The organism is Streptomyces sp. NPDC059788, from assembly GCF_042732265.1.
In the GTDB taxonomy this organism is placed as follows: domain Bacteria; phylum Actinomycetota; class Actinomycetes; order Streptomycetales; family Streptomycetaceae; genus Streptomyces.
The window spans coordinates 90,560-116,746 of the sequence record NZ_JBHWHY010000033.1 but is presented as its reverse complement, the minus strand read 5'-3'; the positions used below and the strand labels follow the sequence as shown (position 1 = coordinate 116,746).

Sequence of the window (26,187 nt, the reverse complement as noted above, 5' to 3'; positions counted from 1 at the left end):
GGCTCCCGGCGGCGTCGTACGCCCCGGCCCGCCTCAGATCAGGGTGCTCCAGTACGACCACCACTTGGTGAGGATCAGCAGCGCGATCACGCCGTACCAGAGCACCGGCACGACCCAGTGGAACTCCAGGACGGCCTTGCGCAGGCCGGCCGGCGCCGGGATGATCCCGTGCTTGAGGTTGTGCACGGTGGTGTACCAGAACATCAGGATGGTGGCGCACCAGGTCAGCGTGCACCACAGGCACAGCGAGTTGATGACGTACAGCGACTGCGACATCAGCCACATGCAGAAGACGGCGCCGGCGAGGCTGCCGATGTTCAGGCCGATCCAGTACCAGGCGCGGTAGCGGGCCCCCGCGAGCAGTCCGACGCCGATCCCGATGACCACGCCGAAGGCGATGAGGCCGGCGACCGGGTTGGGGAAGCCGAAGACCTCGGCCTGCGGGCTCTGCATCACGCTGCCGCAGGAGACGATCGGGCTCAGGCTGCAGGCCGGCTTGAAGTTGGGGTCCTTAAGCAGCTCGATCTTGTCCATGGTGATCACCCAGGACGCGAGGAGCCCCAGGGCGCTGGTGATCACCAGCAGCCAGGCCAGGCCCCGTCCCGAGCCGGTCGTACCGCCGCCGCGGCCCGGGTGATCGTCGCCGGTGGACACGTCGTCAAGCGCTGTCGTCGTCATATCGCCGTTCCGTCGGTGCCTTGGGGAGTGAGCGGAGAGCGCGTGCCAACTGGTGCGCGCCGGGCCCTCATTCTGCCCCAACCGGACACGGAACCACTGTTCGATGCGCATAAAGACCCCCTTCCGAGCCACCCCGCGGACAGCGCGGTGGACGGCCGGAAGAGGGCCTCTACACGACGGCAGGCGCCCCGTACAGAGGCGGCCGGGGTCAGCCGAGCCTGCGGCGGACCTCGTCGACGACCGAGTCCAGCGGGACCGGGGTCTGCTCGCCGCTCTCCAGGTCCTTGATCTGGACGACGCCTTCGGCCAGATCGCGCTCACCCGCGACGACCGCGAGGCGGGCGCCCGAGCGGTTCGCCGACTTCATGGCGTTCTTCAGGCCCTTGCCGCCGAACGCGAAGTCGGTGGCGACCCCGGCCCGGCGCAGCTCGGTGACCGTGGCGAACAGCGCCCGCCGGGCCTCCTCGCCGAGCGGCACGGCGAAGACGGCGGTGCTCGCGGGCAGCTCCAGCTCGACGCCCTCGGCCTCCAGGGCCAGCACCGTGCGGTCCACGCCGAGCGCCCAGCCCACCGACGGCAGCGCGGGGCCGCCGATCATCTCGGACAGGCCGTCGTAGCGCCCGCCGCCGCCGACCGCGGACTGCGAGCCCAGGCCGTCGTGGACGAACTCGAAAGTCGTACGGGTGTAGTAGTCCAGGCCGCGCACCAGCTTCGGGTCGTCCTCGTAGGCGACGCCCGCCGCGGTCAGCAGCTCGCGTACCTGCTCGTGGTACGCCTTGCACGCCTCGCACAGGTGGTCGCGCAGCAGCGGCGCGCCCACCAGCTGCTTCTGCACGTCGGGGCGCTTGTCGTCGAGCACCCGCAGCGGGTTGATCTCGGCGCGGCGGCGGGTGTCCTCGTCCAGGTCGAGCCCGTACAGGAACTCCTGGAGGGCCGCCCGGTAGACGGGACGGCACTCCTTGTCGCCGAGCGAGTTGAGCAGGATGCGGAAGTTCTTCAGGCCCAGCGAGCGGTAGGCGTCGTCGGCCAGGATGATCAGCTCGGCGTCCAGCGCCGGGTCCTCGGCGCCGATGGCCTCCGCGCCGACCTGGGAGAAGTGGCGGTAGCGGCCCTTCTGCGGGCGCTCGTAGCGGTAGTACGAGCCGGAGTACCAGAGCTTGACGGGGAGGTTGCCCGCCTTGTGGAGGTTGGCCTCCAGCGCGGCGCGCAGCACGGAGGCGGTGCCCTCGGGGCGCAGCGCGAGCCGGTCGCCGCCCTTGGTCTCGAAGGCGTACATCTCCTTGGACACGATGTCGGTGGACTCGCCGACACCGCGCGCGAACAGCTCGACGTTCTCGAATCCGGGCGTCTCGACGTAGCCGTACCCGGAGCGCTTGAGAGGTCCGGAGATCGCGTCGCGGACCGCCAGGTAGGTCGCGGACTGCGGGGGGATCAGGTCGTAGGTGCCCTTGGGGGCCTTGAAGGTGCTCACGAAAGTTCTCGTCACATTCCTCGTCGCGGAGCCGGGCGCGCGGGTGCGCCGTCTCCGAGGCCGGCGGCCACCTCCCGCAGGAAGGGGTTGGTGGCGCGCTCGCGGCCGATGGTGGTCTGGGGGCCGTGGCCGGACAGCACGACGGTCTCGTCCTGGAGCGGCAGGCACACGCGCCCCAGCGACCGCAGTATCTCGGCGTGGTCGCCGCCCGGCAGGTCGGTACGTCCGATGGAGCCGGCGAACAGCAGGTCGCCCGAGAAGAAGACCGGCGGAATGTCCGCCTGCCCGGGCATCCGGAAGGTCACCGACCCCTTGGTATGGCCCGGTGCGTGCGCGACGGAGAACTCCAGCCCGGCCAGCTCCAGCTTCGCGCCGTCACCCAGCTCCTTGACGTCGTCCGGCTCCCCCACGGTCAGCTCGCCCATGAGCTGCTGCCCGATGGAGCGGCCGAGGGCCTTCTCCGGGTCGGTCATCATGTAGCGGTCCTCGGGGTGGATCCAGGCGGGCACGTCGTGCGCGCCGCACACCGGGACGACCGAGGCGACGTGGTCGATATGGCCGTGGGTCAGGACGACGGCGACGGGCTTGAGCCGATGCTTCTTCAGTGCTTCCTCGACGCCCGGTGCGGCCTGGTGGCCCGGGTCGATGATCACGCACTCCTCACCCGCGGCCGGGGCGACCAGGTAACAGTTGGTCCCCCAGGCCCCGGCGGGGAACCCGGCAATGAGCACGTTCGTCCTCAACATTCGACAGCGGCGGACGGATCACCGACGGCGATCCGGAAGATTTCGGCTGTTCCAGAGCCTACCGGCGGGACTCCCGCCCCGGCGAACCCGTATACGGTACGGGCCACGGCAGACCTCAGCGCACCCCTAGGAGACGACCGGTGGTCAGCAGCGATCAGCGGCGGCGGCAGCTCGCCCGCGAGAAGTACGAGCGCCAGCAGCAGCGGCGGGACGCGGCCCGGCGCAAGACCAAGCGCCGCAATGTGATCGTCGCGTCGGCCCTGGCGGTCGCGCTGGCCGCGGGCGCCGCCGCGTACGCCTCGGTCGGGCTGGCCGGCGACGACAGCACCACGGACGCCGCGGCGCCGAGCCCGAGCAAGGCCGCCGACCCGTGCGGCAAGCCGGCGCCGGGCGCGCCGTCCAAGAAGACCTGGAAGAAGGAGCCGGAGATGTCCGTCGACACCTCCGCGGCGTACGCGATGAAGCTGGAGACGACCTGCGGCGACATCGGCATCAAGCTGGACGCCGCGAAGGCCCCGCACACCGTCAACTCCTTCGGCTTCCTGGCGGGCGAGAAGTTCTTCGACCACAGCAAGTGCCACCGCCTGGTCGACGAGGGCATCTACGTCCTGCAGTGCGGCGACCCGACCGGCACCGGCTCGGGCACCCCCGGCTACACGATCCCGGACGAGAACCTGAAGGACCCCAGGCTCAAGGGCGACGTCTACCCGGCGGGCACGGTCGCGATGGCCAACCGCTACGACGGCAAGAGCGACAAGACCCGCAACAGCGGCGGCAGCCAGTTCTTCCTCGTCTACCAGGACAGCAAGCTGCCCCCGAACTACACGCCCTTCGGCACCGTCACCTCCGGCATGGACGTACTGAAGAAGATCGCCGCGGCGGGTTCGAAGCCCGAACCCTCGACCGGCAACACCGCACCGAACGCGACGGTCGTCATCGACCGGGCCACGGTCTCGAAATCGTGACCCCGGCGCGCCCCCTGGCACGCCGGAGGCGCCGTCGCGGCGGGCGAACCGCAAAATTTCGGTCGTGCTGGATGCGGACAGCCGGCCCACCGGTCGCCTAGATTGGCGTTGTGTAGGGTGCCTGCTCCGACGGCTGCCACCCGCACCCGCAAGACACCCGTCGGACCGGCCGGGCGCTGCCCCGCCGGACAGAAACTGTGGACGATGCCGGGGGGCGACGCGCTCTCGTCGGCATCATGTGGAGGAGGCGCTGTGAGCAGCGACCCATGGGGCCGCGTCGACGAGACGGGGACCGTGTACGTGCGTACCGCCGACGGCGAGCAGGTCGTCGGATCGTGGCAGGCGGGAACCCCCGAAGAGGCCCTCGCCTACTTCGAGCGCAAGTATGAGGGCCTGGTCGTCGAGATCGGCCTCCTCGAACGGCGGGTCAGGACCACCGACCTGTCGGCCAAGGACGCGACGGCCGCGATCGACCACCTGCGCCGGCAGGTCGACGAGCACCACGCGGTGGGTGACCTCGACGCGCTGCGCAAGCGGCTCGACCAGCTCGTCACCGACGTGGAGGCGCGCCGCGAGGAGCGCAAGGCGCAAAAGGCGCGGCAGAGCGACGAGGCCCGGCAGTCCAAGGAGAAGCTGGTCGCCGAGGCGGAAGAGCTGGCGGCCAGCGAGCAGTGGCGGGCGGCCGGTGAGCGGCTGCGTGCCCTGGTGGACACCTGGAAGGGCCTGCCGCGCCTGGACCGCAAGGCGGACGACGAGCTGTGGCACCGCTTCTCGCACGCCCGCTCGGCGTTCTCCAAGCGGCGCAAGGCGCACTTCGCGTCGCTGGACGCGCAGCGCGAGGAGGCCCGTAAGACCAAGGAGAAGCTGGTCTCGGAGGCCGAGGCGCTGTCCGGCTCGACGGACTGGGGGCCCACGGCGGCCCGCTACCGGGAGCTGATGGCGGACTGGAAGGCCGCGGGCCGCGCCCAGCGCGAGCACGAGGACGACCTGTGGAACCGCTTCCGCGGCGCCCAGGACATCTTCTTCCAGGCGCGCAGCGAGGTGTTCGCGGAGCGCGACGCCGAGCAGCGGGAGAATCTGACGCGCAAGGAGGAGCTGGTCGCCGAGGCCGAGAAGCTGCTCCCGGTCTCGGACCTGAAGGCGGCGCGGGCCGCGTTCCGTTCGGTCAACGAGCGGTGGGAGGCCATCGGGCACGTGCCGCGGGACGCCCGCCCGAAGATCGAGGGCCGGATGCACGCGGTCGAGCGCGCCATCCAGGAGTCCGAGGAAGCCGAGTGGCGCCGTACGAACCCGGAGGCGCGGGCGCGCGCCGCGGGTCTGACGGGCCAGCTCCAGGACGCGGTCGACAAGCTGCAGAAGCAGATCGACGCGGCCCGGGCGGCCGGCAACGACGCCAAGGCCGACAAGCTCGGACGTGAGCTGGAGGGCCGCCAGGCCCTGCTGGACCAGGCCCTGAAGGGTCTGGAGGAGTTCGGCGGCTGAGAGGTCGTACGCGAGGGCCCCGGTACGGATGTCCGTACCGGGGCCCTCGTACGTGATGGTTACGGCCTGCGGGCCGACGTCACCCGGTACACGTCGTAGACGCCCTCCACGCTCCGTACGGCCTTCAGGACATGCCCAAGATGCTTCGGGTCGCCCATCTCGAAGGTGAAGCGGGAGGTGGCCACCCGGTCGCGGGAGGTCTGGACGGCCGCGGACAGGATGTTGACGTGCTGGTCGGAGAGGATGCGCGTGACGTCCGACAGCAGCCGGGACCGGTCCAGCGCCTCGACCTGGATGGCGACCAGGAAGACCGAGGACTGGGTGGGCGCCCACTCGACGTCGAGGATGCGCTCCGGCTGCTTGGACAGCGAGTCGACGTTGACGCAGTCGGCGCGGTGCACCGAGACGCCGTTGCCGCGCGTGACGAAGCCGATGATCGGGTCGCCCGGCACCGGCGTACAACAGCGCGCCAGCTTCACCCAGACGTCCTCGACGCCCTTGACCACCACGCCCGGGTCGGCGCTGGAGCGCCGCTTGGAGCGGGGCCGGATCGGGGTGGACTCGGCGATGTCCTCGGTGGCCTCGTCCTGCCCGCCGAGCGCCTGGACCAGCTTCTGCACGACGCTCTGCGCCGTGACGTGGCCCTCGCCGATGGCGGCGTACAGGGACGAGATGTCCGGGTAGCGCATCTCGTGCGCGAGGGTGACCAGCGAGTCCCCGGTGAGGATGCGCTGGATCGGCAGGTTCTGCTTGCGCATCGCGCGGGCGATGGCGTCCTTGCCCTGCTCGATGGCCTCGTCGCGGCGCTCCTTGGAGAACCACGCGCGGATCTTGTTGCGGGCGCGCGGCGACTTCACGAAGCCGAGCCAGTCGCGGGACGGGCTGGCGCCGGGGGCCTTGGAGGTGAAGACCTCCACGAGGTCGCCGTTGTCCAGGGTCGATTCGAGCGGTACGAGCCGCCCGTTGACCCGGGCGCCTATGGTCCGGTGGCCGACCTCGGTGTGGACGGCGTAGGCGAAGTCCACGGGGGTGGCGCCGGCCGGCAGCGCTATCACGTCACCCTTCGGCGTGAAGACGAAGACCTCGTTGCGGGACAGGTCGAAGCGCAGCGATTCGAGGAACTCGCCCGGGTCCTCGGTCTCCTTCTGCCAGTCCAGCAACTGGCGCAGCCACGCCATGTCGTTGACGGCGTCGTCCTTGTTCTTCGGTACATCGGTGCGCACCTTGGACGCCCCGGCGACGGCCTCCTGCTTGTACTTCCAGTGCGCGGCGATGCCGTACTCCGCGCGCCGGTGCATGTCGAACGTACGGATCTGCAGCTCGACGGGCTTGCCGCTGGGGCCGATCACGGTCGTGTGCAGCGACTGGTACATGTTGAACTTGGGCATCGCGATGTAGTCCTTGAACCGCCCCGGGACCGGGTTCCACCGGGCGTGGACGGTGCCGAGCGCCGCGTAGCAGTCGCGGACGGTGTCGACGAGGACGCGGATGCCCACCAGGTCGTAGATCTCGGCGAAGTCGCGGCCCCGCACGATCATCTTCTGGTAGACGCTGTAGTAGTGCTTGGGCCGGCCGGTGACGGTGGCCTTGATGCGGGCGGCGCGCAGGTCGGCCTGGACCTCGTCGGTCACTATGGCCAGGTACTCGTCCCGCTTGGGGGCGCGCTCGGCGACGAGCCGCACGATCTCGTCGTACATCTTGGGGTAGAGGATCGCGAAGGCGAGGTCCTCCAGCTCCCACTTGATGGTGTTCATGCCCAGGCGGTGCGCCAGCGGAGCGTAGATCTCCAGCGTCTCGCGGGCCTTCTTCTCCTGCTTCTCGCGCTTGAGGTAGCGCATGGTGCGCATGTTGTGCAGCCGGTCGGCCAGCTTGATCACCAGGACCCGGGGGTCCTTGGCCATCGCGACGACCATCTTGCGCACGGTCTCGGCCTGCGCGGCCTCGCCGAACTTGACCTTGTCCAGCTTGGTGACGCCGTCGACGAGCAGGGCGACCTGGTCGCCGAAGTCGCGGCGCAGGGTGTCCAGGCCGTACTCGGTGTCCTCGACGGTGTCGTGCAGCAGGCCCGCCATCAGCGTGGCCGGGTCCATGCCCAGCTCGGCGAGGATGGTGGTGACCGCGAGGGGGTGGGTGATGTACGGGTCGCCGCTCTTGCGCTTCTGGCCGCGGTGCCAGCGCTCGGCGACCTGGTAGGCGCGCTCGACCTGCCGCAGGGTGGCGGCCTCGATCTTCGGGTCGTTGCTGCGCACGATCCGCAGCAGCGGTTCGAGGACCGGGTTGTACGGGCTCTGCCGCTGCACGCCCAGGCGCGCCAGGCGGGCCCGTACCCGGTTGGAGGAGCCGGTACGGCCGGTGTAGACCGGCGGGGTGGGCTTGGCGGCCGGTACGGGTGACGCGGCGGGCCGGACGGCGGGCGGCTGCGACTTCGGCACGCCGGCGCCCTCGCTGTTCTTGTGCGCACCCGAGGCGGCCGCGTCCGTGGGGCCGGGCTCGTCCGGGCGGGCGGACTGCGACGCCCCCGGGCGGAGTCCGGGAGAAAGCGGCTGGGCCTCGTCTGGCAAGAGCACTCCTCAAAGGGGGTCCGGACCACAAGACCACGAACGGGTCGGGCTGCCATGGTATCGACCTCGGCGCTCGGGCTCCTCCGCGGCCGTCGGGTCCGTACATGACAGCAAAAGGGCACCCGGGTTTGTTCCGGATGCCCTTTTAATCGCTTTTTGCGGAATTCCGTTGGTACGGAAGTGGCGCGGCGGGAGTGCGGCGGGGGGTGCGGCCACCGGCCGTACGGCCCGGCCGCGGCCCCGTCAGACCGTGATCAGCGCCTCCAGCGGAGCGCCCTTCAGGCCCGGCTCCAGGCGCTGCCGCCCGGCCAGGAAGCCCAGCTCCAGCAGCACCGCCACACCCGCGACCTCGGCGCCGGCCCGGCGGATGAGCTGCAGCGACGCGTCGGCCGTACCGCCGGTGGCCAGCACGTCGTCGATCACCAGCACCCGGTCGCCGGGTGCGACGGCATTCGCGTGTATCTCGATCTCGGCCGTGCCGTACTCCAGGTCGTACGCCTGGCGGAGCGTCGCACCGGGCAGCTTGCCCGCCTTGCGCACCGGCACGAAGCCGATACCGGCCCGTACGGCCACCGGAGCGGCGAGGATGAAACCGCGCGCCTCCAGGCCCACGACCTTGTCGGCCTCATAGCGCTCGCACAGCGCGGCGAGTGCGTCGGTCAGCGCGCCGAAGGCGGCCGGATCGGCCAGCAGCGGCGTGATGTCCTTGAAGACCACGCCCGGCTTCGGGTAGTCCGGTACGTCCGCGATCCGGCTGAGCAGCAGCTCCCGCAGGCCGCCGGTGGCGCTCATCGGCGCTTGCCCGACGGGCGGCCGCGGCCGCGGTTGCGGGACGCGGGCTGGTTGCGCTGGCCGACCATGGAGCCGGCCGCGGCGGTGTCGTCGCCGTCCCCGTCGTCCTCCGCGTCCTGCGGCGCGTCCGCTTCCTCGGCGGCCTCCTGCTGCCCGGGCGCGTCGCCCTTGGCGGCAGCCGAGGCGCGCTTGGCACGCACCCGCTTGGCCAGCGCCTTCATCGCCGGGTCGCGCTCCTTGAAGTCGGCGACCAGCGGGGTCGCGATGAAGATCGAGGAGTACGCACCGGCCGCGAGGCCGACGAACAGGGCGAGCGAGATGTCGTTGAGCATCCCGGCGCCGAGCACACCGCCGCCGACGAAGAGCAGGCCGGCGACCGGCAGCAGCGCCACGACCGTGGTGTTGATGGACCGCACCAGGGTCGAGTTGATGCTGCGGTTGGCCACCTCGCTGTAGGTGAAGCGGGTCTGCTTCTGGATGTCCCTCGACGATTCCTTCAGGCTGTCGAAGACCACGACGGTGTCGTAGAGGGAGTAACCGAGGATCGTCAGCAGACCGATGACGGTGCCCGGGGTGACCTCGAAGCCGACCAGCGCGTACACGCCGACCGTGATCGTGAGGTCGTGGATCAGGGCGATCAGGGCCGCCAGCGCCATTCTCCACTCGAAGGCGATGGCGAGGTAGATCACCACGAGGACCATGAAGATCCCCAGGCCCAGCCAGGCCTTGTTGGCGATCTCCTCACCCCAGCTGGGGCCGACGAGCTGGGTGTTGATGTCCTTGACCGGGACGTTCAGGTCCTTGGCCAGGGCCTCCTGCACCGGCACCGACTGCTGGGTGTCCAGCTCGCTGATCTGGATGCGCAGACCGCCGTTGCCGAGCTTCTGGACGGTGGCCTGGTGGCCCTCCGCCGCGGCCTCGGCCTTGTGCTCCGCCTCCGAGGCGGAGACGCTCGTCTTCGGGGTGGTGAAGACCGCGCCGCCGGAGAACTCGATGCCCATGTTCAGGCCGCGCACCGCCAGGCCGACGATGGCCGTGATGGTGATCAGGATCGAGATGCCGTACCAGATCTTCCGCTTGCCGATGAAGTCGTAACCGACCTCACCGCGGTAGAGCCGGGCGCCGATGTTGCCGAGCTTCGACATCTCACGCCTCCTTCGTCTCGGTGGGGGCGGTGGTACGACGGCGGCGCAGCGGCGGCTTGGCGCCCAGGCGCTTGGGGTCCAGGCCGGACCACGGGTGGCCGTTGGCGAAGAACTTGCGCCGGGCCAGCAGCGTCATCAGCGGCTTGGTGAAGAGGAAGACCACGACGACGTCGAGGAGGGTGGTCAGGCCCAGCGTGAACGCGAAGCCCTTGACCTTGCCGACGGTGACGATGAACAGCACGAACGCGGCCAGGAACGACACGAAGTCGGAGACCAGGATCGTGCGCCGGGCCCGCGGCCAGCCGCGTTCGACGGCCGGGCGCAGCGTGCGGCCCTCGCGGATCTCGTCCCGGATGCGTTCGAAGTAGACGATGAAGGAGTCGGCCGTGATGCCGATGGCGACGATGGCGCCGCAGACGGCCGGCAGGTTCAGCGCGAAGCCGATGGCCGGGCCCAGCAACGTCATGATCGCGTACGTGAGGACCGCGGAGACCGCGAGGCTCGCCAGGGCGACCAGTGCGAGGCCGCGGTAGTAGGCGACCAGGTAGACGATGACCAGTGCGAGGCCGATGGCGCCCGCGATCAGGCCCGCCTGGAGCTGCTCGCCGCCGAGCGCCGCGGTGACCGTGGTCTCGTCGGCGATCTTGAAGGAGAGCGGCAGGGCGCCGTAGGACAGCATGTTCGCCAGGTCCTGGGCGGTCTGCTGGGTGAAGCCGCCGGAGATGGTGGCGCTGCCGCCGTTGAGCTGCTGGCTGACCCGCGGGTCGGAGACGACCGCGCCGTCCAGCACGATGGCGAACTGGTTCTGCGGCTGCTGCTTGGTGGCCAGCTTGCCGGTGATGTCGGCGAACTTCTTGCCGCCGGCGCCGGTGAAGTCCATCTGGACGATCCAGCCCTGGCCCTGCTGGCTGTCGAAGACCGCGGAGGCGTCCTTGACGTCGGTGCCCTCGACGCCGACCGGGCCCAGCACGTACTTCTGCGAGCCGTCGTCCTTGCAGGCCACGACCGGGTCGCTCGGCTTGACGCCGGCGGCCTTCTCGCCGGCCGCGGCGCGCGACTGCTTGGTGGAGCAGTCCAGGTCGGCGAGCTGCTTCTGCAGCGCGGCCGGGATCTCTTCGGCGCCGGTGGACGGCTGCGGGGTGTCGCCCGGCTTGGGCGTGCCGGAGCTGGAGGCCTTCGGCGGGTCGGACGGGCCCTTCTTGAGGGCGCTGGTCACGGCGCGGCCCTGGGCCGTGGAGGTGGCCGTCGGCTTCGTGGCGGACTTGTCGTCCTTCTTGCCGTCGTCCTTCCCGTCCTTCTTGCCGTCGTCGCCCTTGCCGCTCGCGGAAGGGGAGGGGCTCGGGCTGGCCGGCGGCGTCTTCGTCCCGGCGGTGGTGGTCAGCACCGGCCGGAAGCCGAGCTGAGCGGTGGTACCGACCTGCTGGCGGGCCTGTTTCGCGTCCGTCCCCTTGGGGATGTTGACGACGATGTGGTTGGTGCCCTGGGTCTGGACCTCGGCCTCGGACACACCGAGACCGTTGACCCGCCGCTCCATGATGCCCGCGGCGGTGTTCATGTTGGTCTCGTTGATCGCGTTGGGCTTGCCGGGCTGGTTACGGGCCTCCAGCGTGAAGCTCGTACCACCGGCGAGGTCGATGCCCAGCCGGGGCGTCGAGGTGCCGGAGGCGAACATCCCGCCGACCAGCGCCACCATGGCGATCAAGATCAGGACCAGGGTGCGCCCCGGCCTTCCCTGGCCCCCAGGAGACCTGCGGCCCTTTTTCGGTGCTGCCACCTTCTCGTATCTCCCTGTCCAACCGCGCGGCTCGGTGCCTGCCGAGCGGCCACGAAGTGTAGTGGGGACGTGCCCCCCGCCGGAGCCTAGACCGTCCCGGAACCGCGGTGCACCGCTCGTGGGGTGCTCCGCGGTTCCGTCGGGGCAGGGCTACTTCGCGTCGGCGCCGCCGTCCTTCTTGTCAGCCTTGTCGGACTTGTCAGCCTTGTCGGCCGACGCGCCGCTCTTGGCGTCCTCGGCAGCGGCGTCCTCGGCCTTGCCGGCGTCCTTCGCGTCGTCGGCGGCCTCGTCCTTGGTGAGGTCGGCCCTCGGCGACTTCTCCAGGTTCGCGGGCTTGTCACCGGCGTCGGCCTGCTCGCCCGTGGCGGCGACGCCGTCGGTCAGCGAGGAGGCGTCGTCCGGGACGACGGCCTCGTCCTTGCCCGACTCGGCGCCGTCGAGAATGCGGTTGTACTCCTCGTCCGGGAGGACCGCGCCGACCGCGTTCTTCGCGTAGAGGGCGTGCACACCGGGGGCCACTTCAAGGAGGACGGTGTCGTCGTGGATCTCCTTGACGGTGGCGTACATGCCCCCAATCGTCCGGACGCCGGTGCCGGGCTGCATCTCATCGCGCATCTGCGCGGCCGCCTGCTGCTTCTTCTTGGCGGACCGGGTCATCAGGAACATGGCCCCGATGAGGACGATGAAGGGGAGGAGAGTCACGATACTCACGGGACGGAAATCCTTCGCACGACCGCAAGTCCGCGGTCTGATATACGGGGGTGGAAATGCCGGACCATACGGTCGGCATCGGCGGAGTCTAAGCGAGTCCGCACCGGTGGAACAACGCCCAGCATGGCACCGCAGTTCCTGACCCGGCGAGTCCCCGCGCCGTCACGCCCCGAAGAGCCCCTGCTGTCCGCTTCCCCCCGCCTGCTGCTGGGGCGGCACGAGGCCCAGGTGGGCCCACGCGGCGGGGGTGGCGATCCGGCCCCGGGGCGTACGGGCCAGCAGGCCCTCCCGGACGAGGAACGGCTCGGCGACCTCCTCGACCGTCTCACGCTCCTCCCCCACGGCCACCGCCAGGGTGGACAGGCCAACCGGTCCGCCGCCGAACAGCTTGAGCAGCGCGTTGAGCACCGCGCGGTCCAGGCGGTCCAGGCCGCGGCCGTCGACCTCGTAGACGTCCAGGGCCTGCGCCGCGGTCTCCTTGGTGACCACGCCGTCCGCCTTGACCTGCGCGTAGTCGCGGACGCGGCGCAGCAGCCGGTTGGCGATGCGGGGGGTGCCGCGGGAGCGCCCGGCGATCTCCGCGGCGCCCTCGGCTTCTATGTGCACGTCCAGCAAGCCGGCGGAGCGGTGGATGACGCGCTCCAGTTCGCCGGGGGCGTAGAACTCCATGTGGCCGGTGAAGCCGAAGCGGTCGCGCAGCGGCGGGGGCAGCAGACCGGCCCGGGTGGTGGCGCCGACCAGGGTGAACGGCGGCAGCTCCAGCGGGATGGCGGTGGCCCCGGGGCCCTTGCCGACGATGACGTCGACGCGGAAGTCCTCCATGGCCATGTAGAGCATCTCCTCGGCGGGCCGGGACATCCGGTGGATCTCGTCGAGGAAGAGCACCTCGCCCTCCTGGAGGGAGGACAGGATGGCGGCCAGATCGCCGGCGTGCTGGATGGCGGGGCCCGAGGTGATGCGGATCGGGGCGCCCATCTCGGCGGCGATGATCATGGAGAGGGTGGTCTTGCCGAGGCCGGGGGCGCCGGAGAGCAGGACGTGGTCGGCCGTGGCGCCGCGGGCCCGGGCCGCGCGCAGGACCAGGTCGAGCTGCTCGCGCACCCGCTCCTGCCCCACGAACTCCTCCAGGTCCTTGGGGCGCAGCGCGGCCTCGACCGCGGTGTCCTCGCCGTCCGCGTCGGGCCCCACCAGCCGGTCGGGCCGCTCGGCCGTGCCGCCCGCGAGCGGGTCGGCCGCGGTCTCGGTGGGCTCGTCCCAGTTCACTGCGTCCTGCCTCACGTGGTCGTACCGGCCGTGGCGGCCGGCTTCGCGTCGCGCTTCTTGCGGGGGTGGTGGCCGATCCGGCCTGCCGCCGGGCCGTGCCGGTCCGGGGCGCGGCCCGGCGCCGTGCGGTGCACGGCGCTCACCGCGCCCGGTTCAGCGACTGGAGGGCGGCCTTGAGCAGCTGCGACACCTGCGGCGCCGCGCCCTCCGCGACGGCCGCCTCGGCCTGCGGCGCGACGGCGGACACCGCCTCGTCGGCCTCCCGGGTCGCATATCCGAGGCCGATCAGCGCGGCGTGCAGCTGATCGCTCCAGCCGGCCGTCACGGCGCTGCCGACGCCCGCGCCGCCCGCGCCACCCGTGCCGACGGGGGCGCCGAGCCGGTCCTTCAGCTCCAGCAGCAGCTTCTGGGCGCCCTTCTTGCCGATGCCGGGCACGGCCGTGAGCGTCTTCTCGTCACCATTGGCGACGGCGAGGCGCAGCGTGTCCGGGGAGTGCACCGCGAGCATGGCCTGCGCCAGGCGCGGGCCCACCCCGCTGGCGGTCTGCAACAGCTCGAACGTCTGCCGCTCGTCGTCGTCGGCGAAGCCGTACAGGGTGAGCGAGTCCTCCCGTACAACAAGGGAGGTGGCCAGTTTGGCCTGCTGGCCGATGCGCAGCCCGGACAGGGTGCCCGGAGTGCACTGGACGGCCATGCCGATGCCGCCGACCTCCACGACGGCGGTGTCCGGGGCCAGGGCCGCGACCGGGCCGGAGACGAAGGCGATCATCGGGTGGTGCCCTTCTGGGGTGTCCCGGGCCGCGGCCCGGGTGCGCGTGCGGGGGTACGTCGGACGGGCGCGGGCGCCGGGCGGGCCCGGGCGGCCGCCTGTGCCTGCTGGAGCCGGTTGGCGGTGTGCGCCTGCTGGAGGCGGTTGACGGCGGGCGCGCGCCAGATGTGGCAGATGGCCAGCGCCAGCGCGTCCGCCGCGTCGGCCGGCTTGGGCGGGGCGTCCAGCCGGAGCAGCCGGGTGACCATCGCGCCGACCTGCGCCTTGTCGGCGCGGCCCGACCCGGTCACGGCGGCCTTGACCTCGCTGGGGGTGTGCAGCGCGACGGGCAGTCCGCGGCGGGCGGCGCACAGCATGGCGACCGCGCTGGCCTGGGCGGTGCCCATGACCGTACGCACGTTGTGCTGGCTGAAGACGCGCTCGACGGCGACGCAGTCGGGCCGCTGCTCGTCGAGCCACTCCTCGATGCCGCGCTCGATGAGCACCAGGCGCCGCGCGATGTCCGCGTCGGCCGGTGTCCGTACGACACCGACTGCGGCCATCGTGAGCGGGCGGCCCGCGACGCCGTCGACCACGCCGACACCGCAGCGCGTCAGCCCCGGGTCCACACCCAGCACCTTCATCGGCCGCTCCCCCACTTCTCCCCTTGGACAGCTGTTCACGCGGGGTTCGAACCCCTGATCAGCACAGTATCCGCTGCCACTGACAACGCAGGACGGGCCGGCGGGGTGTGTCCCCGCCGGCCCGTCGCCGCCGCAGCAGTTGACCGCCCGTCAGGCGTCGACCTTCGCCATGACCTCGTCGGACACGTCGAAGTTGGCGAAGACGTTCTGCACGTCGTCGCTGTCCTCCAGCGCGTCGATCAGCTTGAAGATCTTGCGGGCGCCCTCTTCCTCCAGCTCGACCTGCATGGTCGGCACGAAGTTGGTGTCGGCGGAGTCGTAGTCGATGCCCTCCTTCTGGAGAGCCGTGCGGACCGCGACCAGGTCGGTGGCCTCGCTGAGCACCTCGAAGGACTCGCCGAGGTCGTTGACCTCCTCGGCACCCGCGTCCAGGACCGCGCCGAGCACGTCGTCCTCGCTCAGCTCACCCTTGGGGACGATCACCACGCCCTTGCGGTTGAACAGGTACGAGACCGAGCCCGGGTCGGCCATCGAGCCGCCGTTGCGGGTCATCGCGACGCGGACGTCGGAGGCCGCGCGGTTGCGGTTGTCGGTGAGGCACTCGATGAGCACCGCGACACCGTTGGGACCGTAGCCCTCGTACATGATCGTCTCGTAGTCGGCGCCGCCGGCTTCGAGACCCGCGCCGCGCTTGACCGCGCTGTCGATGTTCTTGTTCGGCACCGAGCTCTTCTTCGCCTTCTGGATGGCGTCGAAGAGGGTCGGGTTGCCGTCGGGGTCGGCGCCGCCGGTGCGGGCCGCGACCTCGACGTTCTTGATCAGCTTCGCGAAGAGCTTGCCGCGCTTGGCGTCGATCACGGCCTTCTTGTGCTTCGTCGTAGCCCATTTAGAGTGGCCGGACATCCGCCTGTCTCCTTCGCGTAACCAGGTTGAGAAACGAACGCCACAGATCCTACCGGGACGAGATCGGGCCGCCGCACACACGGCGGGCGGCCCGCGGCGGACCCCTACGCGCGGCGCACCATCTCGACGAAGTACGCGTGCACCCGGTGGTCGCCGGTGAGCTCCGGATGGAAGGACGTGGCAAGGACGTTACCCTGCCGGACCGCCACTGTGTGCCCGTCGTACGCCGCCAGTACCTCGACGGCGGCCCCCGTCGACTCGACCCAGGGCGCGCGGATGAACACGCCCTGGACCGGCCCGCCCCCGATCCCGGCCATCTCGACGGCCGCCTCGAAGGACTCGTTCTGCCGCCCGAAGGCGTTACGGCGCACGATCATGTCGATGCCGCCCAGCGTCTCCTGGTCCGCACGCCCGTCCAGCAGCTTGTCGGCCAGCATGATCATGCCGGCGCAGGTGCCGTACACCGGCTTTCCGGAGCCCACGAACTCCCTCAGCGGCTCCAGCATCCCGAAGACGACCGCCAGCTTCGACATGGTCGTGGACTCACCGCCCGGTATGACCAGGCCGTCGACCTCGGCCAGCTCCTCGGGCCGGCGCACCGGCCTGGCCAGGGCGTCCGCCGTGGCCAGCGCCGTCAGATGCTCGCGCACATCGCCCTGAAGGGCCAGCACGCCGATGGTGGGGGTACTCATCCGTCCGTCGTTCTCCCGCTCGCCGTCTTCGCGCTCTCGGCGCCCGTCCGCCCGCTCACCAGCCGCGGTTGGCGTACCGCTCCGCCTCGGGGAGGGTGTCGCAGTTGATGCCGACCATGGCCTCGCCCAGGTTGCGCGAGACGTCCGCGACGACCTTCGGGTCGTCGTAGAACGTGGTCGCCTTGACGATGGCGGCGGCGCGCTTGGCCGGGTCGCCGGACTTGAAGATGCCGGAGCCGACGAAGACGCCCTCGGCGCCGAGCTGGCGCATCAGCGCGGCGTCGGCCGGGGTGGCCACACCGCCGGCGGAGAACAGCACCACCGGCAGCTTGCCCAGCTCGGCGACCTCCTTGACCAGCTCGTACGGAGCCCGCAGCTCCTTGGCCGCGGCGAACAGCTCGTTGTTGTCACAGCCCCGCAGCTTGGCGATCTCGCCCTTGATCTGACGCAGGTGGCGCACCGCCTCGACGACGTTGCCGGTGCCGGCCTCGCCCTTCGAGCGGATCATCGCCGCGCCCTCGGCGATACGGCGCAGCGCCTCGCCCAGGTTGGTGGCGCCGCACACGAACGGGGTGGTGAACGCCCACTTGTCCGAGTGGTTGACCTCGTCGGCCGGGGTGAGGACCTCGGACTCGTCGATGTAGTCGACACCGAGGGACTGGAGTACCTGCGCCTCGACGAAGTGGCCGATCCGGGACTTGGCCATGACCGGGATGGAGACCGCGTCGATGATGCCGTCGATCATGTCCGGGTCGGACATGCGGGCCACCCCGCCGTCCTTGCGGATGTCCGCGGGGACCCGCTCCAGGGCCATGACCGCGACCGCGCCGGCGTCCTCGGCGATCTTCGCCTCCTCCGGCGTGACGACATCCATGATCACACCGCCCTTGAGCTGCTCGGCCATGCCGCGCTTGACGCGGGCGGTACCGGTCTCGGGGTTCCCGGCGGGAGCGGTGGCGGACGTGGCGTTGGGCGTGGTGGACACGGTATGACCTCACTAAGTGCGGGCGGTTGTACTCCGCCGCCCACACAACCGTTTGCGCCGGGCCACTGAAAAGGGCCAATCGGAAGGCAGTGGCTCGTCACCAGGCGCACGCGGCCCGGAGGGCACCCGTCCGCCGCCCCGGATCAGTGACCGGCCGCGCGGTCGTCGAGAACGGCCGGGGGCTCGTCGTCCATCTCGAAGGCCATCGGGAACGGCGCGTGCCCCGCGAGCCGGAACCAGCGCACCACCCGGTGACGCCGTACGGCACGGGCCGCCCGTACGGCGTCGTTGTGGAACCGCCGCGCCATCGGCACCCGCCGCACCGCCGCCGTCAGCTCGGTGACCGTCTGCTCGCCCCCCGGCGCCTCCCGTACGGCGTCGAGCTGCCCCACGTCGTCGAAGACCGCGCGCAACGCCTGGCTCAGCCCGCTCTCGGCGACCTCCCGCTGCTCCTCCGCCGCCTGCCGCGCCTCGTGCGCGGCCTCGTAGAGCACGATCGAGGCGGCCGGATCGAGAATGCCGGACGTCCCCAGCTCCTGGGCCACCGAGGCCCGCCGCAACAGCTGCGCGTCCAGCGCCGCGCGGGCGGCGTCGATGCGGGCGTGCAGGCGGTCCAGGCGCCCCGCGGTCCAGCTCAGGTAGACGCCGATGACGACGAGGGCGGCCGCGATCCAGATCAAAGTGGTCACGCGGGGTCACAGTACCGGCCGTGGGGTCGCCCTTCGGCGTTCGTGGGGGCCCGGTGCGGTGTTTGTCGGGAGGGGTGCGGCTTTACCGCCGCGGTGGCCGGCGTTCAGGTGTCCTCAAACGCCGGACGGGCTGTGATTGTGCGGAGCGCGCGTTGCGCGCGTGGGGCGGTGTGGTTGGGGGTGCGCGTTGTGCGCTGTCTGTCCGGTGGGTGGGGGGCTCGGGCCCCCGCAGGGGTCACTCCTCGACACCGTGCACGGCAACGGGGAAGTTAGTAGTGAACCCAGATACCCGGCTGCTCTGCGGGGAGACCCCTGCGTGGACCCGAGCCCCGCGCCGTGGGCGACTATCCGTACGACGTGGCTGGGAACCACACAGCCCGGTCCGGCGCGAAGCGCTGGACCGGGCCGGGGCTCCTGCGCGGAGCGCAGGGGGTGGGCTCGCCCCGCGGAGCGGGGCGAGCGCGGTGGGGAGCCCCGGGGGCCGTCCTACTACCCGGGTGGTGGGCAGGCCTCCCGCCCCTCACGCACCGCGAGCCTCACCGCATGGTGGGGCGCCGACCAGGGTGATCGAAATCTTCCCCACCAGCTGTCCCGCACGCGCCAAACCGGCCGGAGGGGGTGCGTAGGGGGCCATCCCCGCAGAGCAGCCGGGTATCTGGGTTCACAACTACGTCACCGATGACGTGCACGGTGTCGAGGAGTTGGCCCCCTGCGCACCCCCGCCCCCAGAACGAAAGCAACGCGACCCGCGCGACAGCGCAACCCCCGCGCGAAGCGCAAAACGCAAAGCGCGAAGCGCAAAGCGCAACCACAAACGGAAAACCGCGCGCAAAGCGCGCAGCGCATCAGTCCCGAGCCAACCCCCACCGAGCCCGCAACCCCACCCTCTCATCCGTCGCAACCATCGCCGCCCCCGCGGTAACCGTCTCGTACACGGCGAGAATGTCCGCCCCCACGGTCGACCAGTCGAAGCGCCGCACATGCCGGCTGCCCCGCTCCCGCAGCTCCGCGAGCCGCTCGGGGTCGCCCAGGAGCCGTACGGCCGCGGCGGCCAGCGCCTCCGCGGACTCGTTGGCGAACAGCTCGCCCGCCTCCCCCTGGTCCAGGACCTGCGCAAACGCGTCGAGGTCGCTGGCGAGCACCGGCGCCCCCGCCGACATCGCCTCGACGAGGATGATGCCGAACGACTCGCCACCGGTGTTGGGCGCGACGTACAGGTCGACGCTGCGCAGCAGCCGCGCCTTGTCCTCGTCGCTGACCATGCCGAGGAACTCCACCCGCGAGCGCAGCTCGGCGGGCAGTTCCGCGACGGCCTCCGCCTCGTCGCCGCGGCCCGCGACCAGCAGCCGCGCGTCCGGGACCGCGGCGAGAATCTCCGGCAGTGCCCGCATCAGGACGGGCAGTCCCTTGCGCGGCTCGTCGATGCGCCCGATGAAGCCGATCGTGCGGCCCTGCCACTCGGGCCTCGGCTCGGCCCGGGCGAAGAAGTCGACGTCGACGCCGTTGGGGATGACCACCGCATCGCCCCCGAGGTGTTCGACCAGGGTGCGCCGGGCGTACTCGCTCACCGCGATCCGCGCACTGATCTTCTCCAGCGCGGGCTGCAGGATCGGATACGCCGCGATCATGACGCGGGAGCGCGGGTTGGAGGTGTGGAACGTCGCCACGATCGGGCCCTGCGCCGCCCAGCAGGCGAGCAGTCCGACCGACGGGGTGCCGGGTTCGTGGATGTGGATGACGTCGAAGGCGCCGTCGTGCAGCCAGCGGCGGACGCGGGCCGCCGAGAGGAAGCCGAAGTTGAGCCGGGCAACCGAACCGTTGTACGGCACGGGTACGGCACGTCCGGCGGAGACCACGTACGACGGCAGTGGTGTCTCGTCGTCCGCCGGCGCGAGTACCGACACCTCGTGGCCGAGCCGGATGAGGTGTTCGGCCAGGTCCCGGATGTGGAACTGGACGCCGCCCGGGACGTCCCAGGAGTACGGGCAGACGATCCCGATCCTCAAGGCTGCTCCGATCGCGGGGCGCCGTCGCGCGGCGTGTCGGCGCGCCGGGCGGGCTCGCGCGGCTCCAGGTCACCGAGCCACAGGCGTTGCAGCATGTGCCAGTCCTCCGGGTGGTCGGCGATGCCGGAGGCAAAGGCGTCGGCCATCTGCTGCGTCATCGTGGCGGCCTTCTCGGCGCGGGTGCCGGTCTGCGGCACCTCGACCTCCGGGTGGACCCGTCCCTGCAGGACGGGGCTTCGGTCGTACCACAGGGTGACCGGCAGCAGCATCGCCCCGGTCTGCACCGCGAGCATCGCGGGCCCGGCCGGCATCTTGGCGGCCTCGCCGAAGAACTTGACCTCGATGCCGGAGGCGGACAGGTCCCGGTCGGCGACCAGGCAGACCAGGCCGCCGGCCCGCAGCCGCCGGGCCAGGGTGCCGAACGCGGCGCCGCCGGTGTGCGGCAGCACCTCCATGCCCAGGCCCTCGCGGTAGGCGACGAACCGGTCGTAGAGCGACTCGGGCTTGAGGCGTTCGGCGACGGTGGTGAAGGGCACGCCCAGCTTGGTGGTGACCCAGGCGCCCGCGATGTCGTAGTTGCCCATGTGCGGCAGGGCGAGGATCACGCCGCGGCCGCTCTTGAGCCCGTCCTCCAGGTGGTGGACGTCGGCCGGCGCGAATCCGGTCCTTATCCGTTCCTTGCTCCAGACCGGCAGCCGGAAGGACTCCATCCAGTAGCGCACGTAGGAGCGCATCCCGGCCCGGGACAGCTGGGCGAGGCGCCGCGGTGTGGCGTCCGGCACGACGCGCGCGAGGTTGGCCTCCAGGCGCAGGACCCCCTTGCCGCGCCGCTTCCAGACCGCGTCGGCGACCCGGCGGCCCAGCGCGTTGGCGGCAGGTTCGGGGAGCCTCTTGACCGCGCCCCAGCCCAGGGCGTACGCCCCGTCCGTCAGCTTCTCGCGGTCGATGATCGTGCGGGTACGGCCGGCGGCCGTACGAGTCGTGCGCGTCACGCGCTGTTCCCCCCTTGTGCGATGGCGTCGGCCTCGGCGGATTCCCGGCGTACGGTCACCACGCGCTGCGCGAGGGTGACGGTGCTGCCGACGGCCACCACCCACAGGGCGACGGGCAGCAGGTACTGGACGCCGGGGACCCCGAAGTCGTGCAGTCCGGCGAGGCCGGCCGCGACCAGCGTGATGACGAGCCGCTCGGCCCGCTCCACGAGTCCGTTGACGTTCACCGGCAGTCCGATGCTCTCGCCACGGGCCTTGGTGTACGAGACCACCTGCCCGCCGGCCAGGCAGAAGATCGCCACGGCGCAGAGCCACAGGCTGTTGCCGGCCCCCGCGTACCAGAGCGCCAGCCCGCCGAAGATCGCCGAGTCGGCGACCCGGTCGAGAGTGGAGTCGAGAAAGGCCCCCCAGCGGCTGGACCGGCCCAGCTGCCGTGCCATGTTGCCGTCCACCAGGTCCGAGAACACGAACAGGGTGATGACGATGGTGCCCCAGAAGAACTCGCCGAGCGGGAAGAAGACCAGGGCACCCGCCACCACACCCCCCGTGCCGACGAGGGTGACCGCGTCCGGGCTGACCCCGAGGCGGATGAGCAGGGCGGCGAATGGCGTGAGGACACGCGTGAAGAAAGCACGCGCGTACGTGTTCAGCATGGCCTTCCCGGAGGTCGATACGGGCCGCGCGGTCAAGGGGCCACCGGCTGGCCCATCGTAGCCAGGAGGCACCCGCGTACCGCGAACCCACCACGGCCCGGGGCACGACCCGTGACCGGCCACGACGTCCCCGGGGCGGTCGCCGACCCCACGGGGCCCGCGCGGCGGGGGGCGCCCCACAAGATCCCTGATCGTCCCTTGTGCGATGTATGGACGTGCCATGACCAGGGTGGAAAGCTCGAACCACCGCAAAGTGTCGACCGGGAGGCGAGACACATGGGCGAGAAGACGAGGACACATCCGGGAGCCGCCGGCAGGGCGACATCGGCCGACCAGCCCACGTCCCTGAGGAATGTGGTGCTGGTCGGCCACAGTGGTGCGGGGAAGACGACGCTGGTGGAGGCGCTCGCGCTGGCGACCGGGGCGGTCAACCGGGCGGGCCGGGTCGAGGACGGCGGCTGTCTGTCCGACTACGACGAGATCGAGCACCGGCAGCAGAGGTCGGTGCAGCTGTCCCTGGTCCCCGTCGACTACGGCGGGATCAAGATCAACGTACTGGACACACCCGGGTACGCCGACTTCGTCGGGGAGTTGAGGGCCGGTCTGCGAGCAGCGGACGCGGCCCTCTTCGTCGTCTCGGCGGCGGACGGTGTGGACGGCGCGACCCGCATGGTCTGGGACGAGTGCGCCGCGGTCGGGATGCCGCGCGCGCTGGTCATCACGCACCTGGAGGCGGCGCGCGCCGACTTCGACCAGATGACCCGGCTGTGCGGCAGCGCCCTGGGCGGCGACGATCCCGACGCCGTACTGCCCCTGTACCTGCCGCTGTACGGCACGGCGGGCGCCGACGGCCACGCGCCGGTGAACGGCCTGATCGGGCTGCTCTCCCAGCGGGTCTTCGACTACTCCTCCGGCGAACGCGTCGAGCGCGAGCCGAAGGAGGACGAGCTGCCGCTGATCGAGGAGGCCCGCAACCGGCTCATCGAGGGCATCATCGCCGAGAGCGAGGACGAGTCCCTCATGGACCGCTATCTCGCCGGTGAGGACATCGACGTCAAGACGCTCGTCGGGGACCTGGAGACGGCGGTCGCGCGCGGCACCTTCCACCCCGTGCTGGCCGCCGCGCCGGCCGTGGAGGGCGCCCGGCAGGGCCTGGGCACCGTGGAGCTGCTGGACCTGATCGCCCGCGGCTTCCCCACCCCGGCCGAGCGCGAGGCTCCCGCGGTCACCACCCCCGACGGCAAGCCCCGGCCCTCGCTGACCTGCGACCCGGCGGGCCCGCTGGTCGCCGAGGTGGTCAAGACCTCCTCCGACCCGTACGTCGGCCGGCTCTCGCTGGTACGGGTCTTCTCCGGCACCCTGCGCCCGGACGAGACGGTGCACGTGTCCGGGCACGGCCTGCAGGACCGGGGCCACGAGGATCATGACGTGGACGAGCGGATCGGGGCGCTGTCCGCCCCGTTCGGCAAGGTGCAGCGCTCGCTGTCCAAGGCGATCGCCGGCGACCTGGCCTGCGTGGCGAAGCTGACCCGCGCCGAGACCGGTGACACGCTGTCCGACAAGGACGCGCCGCTCCTGATGGAGCCGTGGTCCATGCCGGACCCGCTGCTGCCGGTCGCCATCCAGGCCCACAGCAAGGCGGACGAGGACAAGCTCTCCCAGGGCCTGTCCCGCCTGGTCGCCGAGGACCCGACGATGCGCCTGGAGCACAACCAGGGCACCCACCAGGTCGTGCTGTGGTGCCTGGGCGAGGCGCACGTCGACGTGGCGCTGGAGCGGCTGCGCTCCCGGTACGGCGTGCAGGTGGACACCGTGCCGTACAAGGTCTCGCTGCGGGAGACCTTCGGCGGCAAGGCGGCGGGCCGCGGACGGCACGTGAAGCAGTCCGGCGGCCACGGCCAGTACGCGATCTGCGAGATCGAGGTGGAGCCGCTGCCGGGCGGCAGCGGTATCGAGTTCGTGGACAAGGTCGTGGGCGGCGCGGTGCCCCGGCAGTTCATCCCGTCCGTCGAGAAGGGCGTACGGGCCCAGGCCCTGCGCGGCGTCGCGGCCGGATATCCGCTGGTCGACGTCCGGGTCACGCTGCTGGACGGCAAGGCGCACTCGGTGGACTCCTCCGACGCCGCGTTCCAGACGGCGGGCTCCCTGGCGCTGCGCGAGGCCGCCGCCGACGCCCGTATCCATCTGCTGGAGCCGGTGGCCGAGGTGACCGTACTGGTTCCGGACGATTTCGTCGGCGCGGCGATGAGCGATCTGTCCGGGCGGCGCGGCCGGGTGGTGGGCACCGAACAGGCCGGGCACGGGCGCACCCTGGTCCGGGCCGAGGTGCCGGAGATCGAGATCAGCCGGTACGCCGTGGACCTGCGCTCCCTTTCCCACGGCACCGGCCGCTTCCACCGTTCCTACACGCGGCACGAGCCGATGCCGCCGCAGCTCGCCGCGAAGCTGCGCGAACAGGAGGAGAACGGCTCGTGAGCCGTGGCCGGCCGCACGCCGTCCACCTCGGCACTCCCGGGGTGGACGGCAGCGGTACGCTGTGATCGCAGCTCAGAAGGTGTGCGACCGACGGTAGTTGGGAAGAAGGCCGCAGCAGCGGATGCGGGCGGGCGATGGGGGCGGTAGTGGCAGCAGACGGCTTCGACTTCAGTCCCGGGGCCCAGGTCCCGCTGTCCGGCGGTGCCGGACAGACCGCGGCCACCCAGGCGTTGGCCTCGGCGGCGTACCGGGACAACCCGCTCGCCGACATCTCCAAGGCCGACTCCGCCACCGCGAAGTCGACCATCAAACCGCCCAAACTCTCCCTGTTCGAACCGAATCTGGGAGAGGCGTTCTCCCGCGCCCTCCAGCTGCGGATGCTCGGCGGCGGCCGTGGCGCGCTCATCCAGTCCTTCGGCATCGAACCGCAGACGGTCGTCGAGCACTGCCTGGCCGCCATCCGCATCCGCAAGATCCGCGATGTGAAGCTGACCTTCCTGATGGTGGGCTTCGGGCTGCTGTTCCTGCCCGGCGTACTGCTGTGGCTGGGCGCCTTCCAGCTCAAGAAGCTGCTCTCGAAGGCGCAGGGCACCGGCACCTCGGCGCTCGGCGTGGCGCTGATGATCGCGGTGGCCGGTATCGCGGTGCTCTTCCTGGTCAAGCTGCCGTTCACCGGGTTCTGGTCGGTGTATCTGCGGGCCATGGTCGTGGTGCCGGTGATCGGCTGGTGGTGGGCGAAGCGGATCAGTGAGACCACCGCCCGGGACCTGCGGGACGCCTGGAAGGGCCTGCTCGAAGGCGGCGGCGTGGGCGCCAAGATCCCCGAGGCGGTCCCCCGCGACCCGAACGAGACCGCCGCCGAGCAGATGCGCCAGAACCTGGCCAAGCTCACCGCCGAACAGCACAGCAACGTCGCCTTCTACGCCGGCCCCAACGGCATACTCGGCATGGGCACCCGCTGGGGCAGCTGGCAGATGGCCGAGGAGCTGCGGCCCGCCGACGGGGGCAGCGAGATCAACCCGTTCCGCAGCTACGACGTCATCCGCGTCATCCACGACCGGCTGCGCCTGCTGGAGCGCAGCCCGCTGCACACCGGTGGCTTCAAGGACGCCCCGTCCGTACGGCACTGGGTCGTGGTGCCGGTCGGCGAGAAGGCCGGTTCGGTGTCCCGCCCTTCGGGCACCGAGGTGGAGGCGTTCCAGGTCCGCGGCCACGAGATAGAGCGGATCTGCAACGAGCAGCAGTTCGGCAGCGGCAGCCGGCACTACCTCGGCGTCCAGTTCGTGCTGTGGGACGGCCAGCTGGTGATAACCCTGCTGATCACCGTCACGGTGCTGCACGAGACGCTGCGCGTCGAGGTCACCGGCCACGCCCTGGGCCCGGTGAACCCGCTGTTCACGTCCAAGCCCTCGCCGAAGACCAAGAGCGTCTCCAAGACGGTCAAGTTCTGGGAGACCAGGTCCGTCAGCCTGCCGCTGGTGGACGCGAGCGAGGTGGTGCGGCTCGCCGCCCGCGCCCCGCTGACGTGGTTCCCCGGCTTCCTGGAGTTCCTCGGCGGGAAGCTGACGCTGCCGGAGCCGTTCGGTCTGCGGCACGCCTGGGCCGACAAGCCCTGGCGGCACCGCTTCATGGCCGACGACGCGCTGCGCGCCGCGACGCCGGTGCTGCGCGTGGTGCACTCCGCCGCGCTGAGCGTGCTCAAGGAGAACGGCGTGGACATCTCGCGCTTCGACAGCCGTTCGCTGGCGCTCAGCGGCCAGGTGCAGGCCGCCGAGCCGAAGAAGGCGGACGAGTACAACGCGTAGCCGCCCG

The 26,187-nt window shown here is 71.3% G+C and carries 23 protein-coding genes; 4 read left to right on the top strand and 19 right to left on the bottom strand.

Annotation, left to right across the window (positions count from 1 at the left end; genetic code table 11):
- Positions 1–33: 33 nt before the first annotated feature.
- From ACFV57_RS27485 to ACFV57_RS27475, 3 genes are all read right to left on the bottom strand, one after another.
- Positions 34–678 (bottom strand): vitamin K epoxide reductase family protein, encoded by a 645-nt coding sequence (locus ACFV57_RS27485; protein ID WP_385237790.1) that lies wholly within the window; start codon positions 676–678, stop codon positions 34–36.
- A 208-nt stretch (positions 679–886) separates the two neighbouring features.
- Positions 887–2,149, bottom strand: a complete 1,263-nt coding sequence (gene hisS / locus ACFV57_RS27480) for a histidine--tRNA ligase (protein WP_385237788.1) — start codon at positions 2,147–2,149, stop codon at positions 887–889.
- A gap of 11 nt (positions 2,150–2,160) precedes the next feature.
- Positions 2,161–2,880 carry an MBL fold metallo-hydrolase gene (locus ACFV57_RS27475; RefSeq protein ID WP_385237786.1) on the bottom strand — a complete coding sequence of 240 codons (720 nt, stop codon included), beginning with the start codon at positions 2,878–2,880 and terminating at the stop codon, positions 2,161–2,163.
- Between the two features lie 155 nt (positions 2,881–3,035).
- Between ACFV57_RS27475 and ACFV57_RS27470 the strand changes: the two genes are divergently transcribed.
- A complete protein-coding gene (locus tag ACFV57_RS27470) occupies positions 3,036–3,860 on the top strand; it encodes a peptidylprolyl isomerase (protein ID WP_385237783.1) in 825 nt (274 codons plus the stop codon).
- A 252-nt stretch (positions 3,861–4,112) separates the two neighbouring features.
- Positions 4,113–5,342 carry a DUF349 domain-containing protein gene (locus ACFV57_RS27465; RefSeq protein ID WP_385237780.1) on the top strand — a complete coding sequence of 410 codons (1,230 nt, stop codon included), beginning with the start codon at positions 4,113–4,115 and terminating at the stop codon, positions 5,340–5,342.
- Positions 5,343–5,401: 59 nt separating this feature from the next.
- Here ACFV57_RS27465 and ACFV57_RS27460 read toward each other — a convergent pair whose 3' ends face one another.
- The 16 genes from ACFV57_RS27460 to pgsA form a co-directional block, all read right to left on the bottom strand.
- Positions 5,402–7,903 (bottom strand): RelA/SpoT family protein, encoded by a 2,502-nt coding sequence (locus ACFV57_RS27460; RefSeq protein WP_385237777.1) that lies wholly within the window; start codon positions 7,901–7,903, stop codon positions 5,402–5,404.
- A gap of 243 nt (positions 7,904–8,146) precedes the next feature.
- Complete coding sequence (locus ACFV57_RS27455; RefSeq protein ID WP_385237774.1) at positions 8,147–8,695, bottom strand: adenine phosphoribosyltransferase; 549 nt, start codon at positions 8,693–8,695, stop codon at positions 8,147–8,149.
- Complete coding sequence (gene secF / locus ACFV57_RS27450) at positions 8,692–9,840, bottom strand: protein translocase subunit SecF (RefSeq protein ID WP_385237771.1); 1,149 nt, start codon at positions 9,838–9,840, stop codon at positions 8,692–8,694. The genes ACFV57_RS27455 and secF overlap by 4 nt, the downstream gene beginning before the upstream one ends.
- A 1-nt stretch (position 9,841) precedes the next feature.
- Positions 9,842–11,614 (bottom strand): protein translocase subunit SecD, encoded by a 1,773-nt coding sequence (gene secD, locus ACFV57_RS27445; protein ID WP_385237768.1) that lies wholly within the window; start codon positions 11,612–11,614, stop codon positions 9,842–9,844.
- 150 nt (positions 11,615–11,764) lie between these two features.
- Entirely contained in the window at positions 11,765–12,325 is a 561-nt protein-coding gene (gene yajC / locus ACFV57_RS27440; RefSeq protein WP_385237765.1) for a preprotein translocase subunit YajC, read from the bottom strand.
- A 162-nt stretch (positions 12,326–12,487) separates the two neighbouring features.
- Complete coding sequence (gene ruvB / locus ACFV57_RS27435; RefSeq protein ID WP_385237797.1) at positions 12,488–13,588, bottom strand: Holliday junction branch migration DNA helicase RuvB; 1,101 nt, start codon at positions 13,586–13,588, stop codon at positions 12,488–12,490.
- A gap of 11 nt (positions 13,589–13,599) precedes the next feature.
- Positions 13,600–13,731, bottom strand: coding sequence for a hypothetical protein (locus ACFV57_RS27430; RefSeq protein WP_385237762.1), 132 nt, complete (start codon positions 13,729–13,731; stop codon positions 13,600–13,602).
- On the bottom strand, positions 13,728–14,357 hold the full coding sequence (ruvA, locus tag ACFV57_RS27425; RefSeq protein WP_385237759.1) for a Holliday junction branch migration protein RuvA: 630 nt from the start codon (positions 14,355–14,357) through the stop codon (positions 13,728–13,730). Before ruvA ends, ACFV57_RS27430 begins: the two co-directional genes overlap by 4 nt.
- The gene (ruvC, locus tag ACFV57_RS27420) at positions 14,354–14,980 is read right to left on the bottom strand and encodes a crossover junction endodeoxyribonuclease RuvC (RefSeq protein ID WP_385237756.1); all 627 of its coding nucleotides are present in this window, start codon (positions 14,978–14,980) and stop codon (positions 14,354–14,356) included. The genes ruvA and ruvC overlap by 4 nt, the downstream gene beginning before the upstream one ends.
- Positions 14,981–15,130: 150 nt before the next feature.
- The gene (locus ACFV57_RS27415; protein ID WP_385237753.1) at positions 15,131–15,883 is read right to left on the bottom strand and encodes a YebC/PmpR family DNA-binding transcriptional regulator; all 753 of its coding nucleotides are present in this window, start codon (positions 15,881–15,883) and stop codon (positions 15,131–15,133) included.
- Between the two features lie 104 nt (positions 15,884–15,987).
- On the bottom strand, positions 15,988–16,575 hold the full coding sequence (gene pdxT / locus ACFV57_RS27410) for a pyridoxal 5'-phosphate synthase glutaminase subunit PdxT (protein ID WP_385237750.1): 588 nt from the start codon (positions 16,573–16,575) through the stop codon (positions 15,988–15,990).
- Between the two features lie 55 nt (positions 16,576–16,630).
- Positions 16,631–17,560 (bottom strand): pyridoxal 5'-phosphate synthase lyase subunit PdxS, encoded by a 930-nt coding sequence (gene pdxS, locus ACFV57_RS27405; RefSeq protein ID WP_385237747.1) that lies wholly within the window; start codon positions 17,558–17,560, stop codon positions 16,631–16,633.
- A 143-nt stretch (positions 17,561–17,703) separates the two neighbouring features.
- Positions 17,704–18,249 carry a hypothetical protein gene (locus ACFV57_RS27400; protein ID WP_385237745.1) on the bottom strand — a complete coding sequence of 182 codons (546 nt, stop codon included), beginning with the start codon at positions 18,247–18,249 and terminating at the stop codon, positions 17,704–17,706.
- 845 nt (positions 18,250–19,094) lie between these two features.
- Positions 19,095–20,255, bottom strand: coding sequence for a glycosyltransferase family 4 protein (locus ACFV57_RS27395; protein ID WP_385237742.1), 1,161 nt, complete (start codon positions 20,253–20,255; stop codon positions 19,095–19,097).
- Positions 20,252–21,247, bottom strand: coding sequence for a phosphatidylinositol mannoside acyltransferase (locus ACFV57_RS27390; RefSeq protein ID WP_385237740.1), 996 nt, complete (start codon positions 21,245–21,247; stop codon positions 20,252–20,254). The genes ACFV57_RS27395 and ACFV57_RS27390 overlap by 4 nt, the downstream gene beginning before the upstream one ends.
- Entirely contained in the window at positions 21,244–21,900 is a 657-nt protein-coding gene (gene pgsA, locus ACFV57_RS27385) for a phosphatidylinositol phosphate synthase (RefSeq protein WP_385237737.1), read from the bottom strand. The genes ACFV57_RS27390 and pgsA overlap by 4 nt, the downstream gene beginning before the upstream one ends.
- Before the next feature lie 276 nt (positions 21,901–22,176).
- Here pgsA and ACFV57_RS27380 point away from each other — a divergent pair, with 276 nt between their 5' ends.
- Together ACFV57_RS27380 and ACFV57_RS27375 are read left to right on the top strand one after the other, a co-directional pair.
- Complete coding sequence (locus ACFV57_RS27380; protein WP_385237734.1) at positions 22,177–24,375, top strand: elongation factor G-like protein EF-G2; 2,199 nt, start codon at positions 22,177–22,179, stop codon at positions 24,373–24,375.
- A gap of 134 nt (positions 24,376–24,509) precedes the next feature.
- A complete protein-coding gene (locus tag ACFV57_RS27375) occupies positions 24,510–26,180 on the top strand; it encodes a hypothetical protein (RefSeq protein WP_385237731.1) in 1,671 nt (556 codons plus the stop codon).
- Positions 26,181–26,187 lie beyond the last annotated feature (7 nt).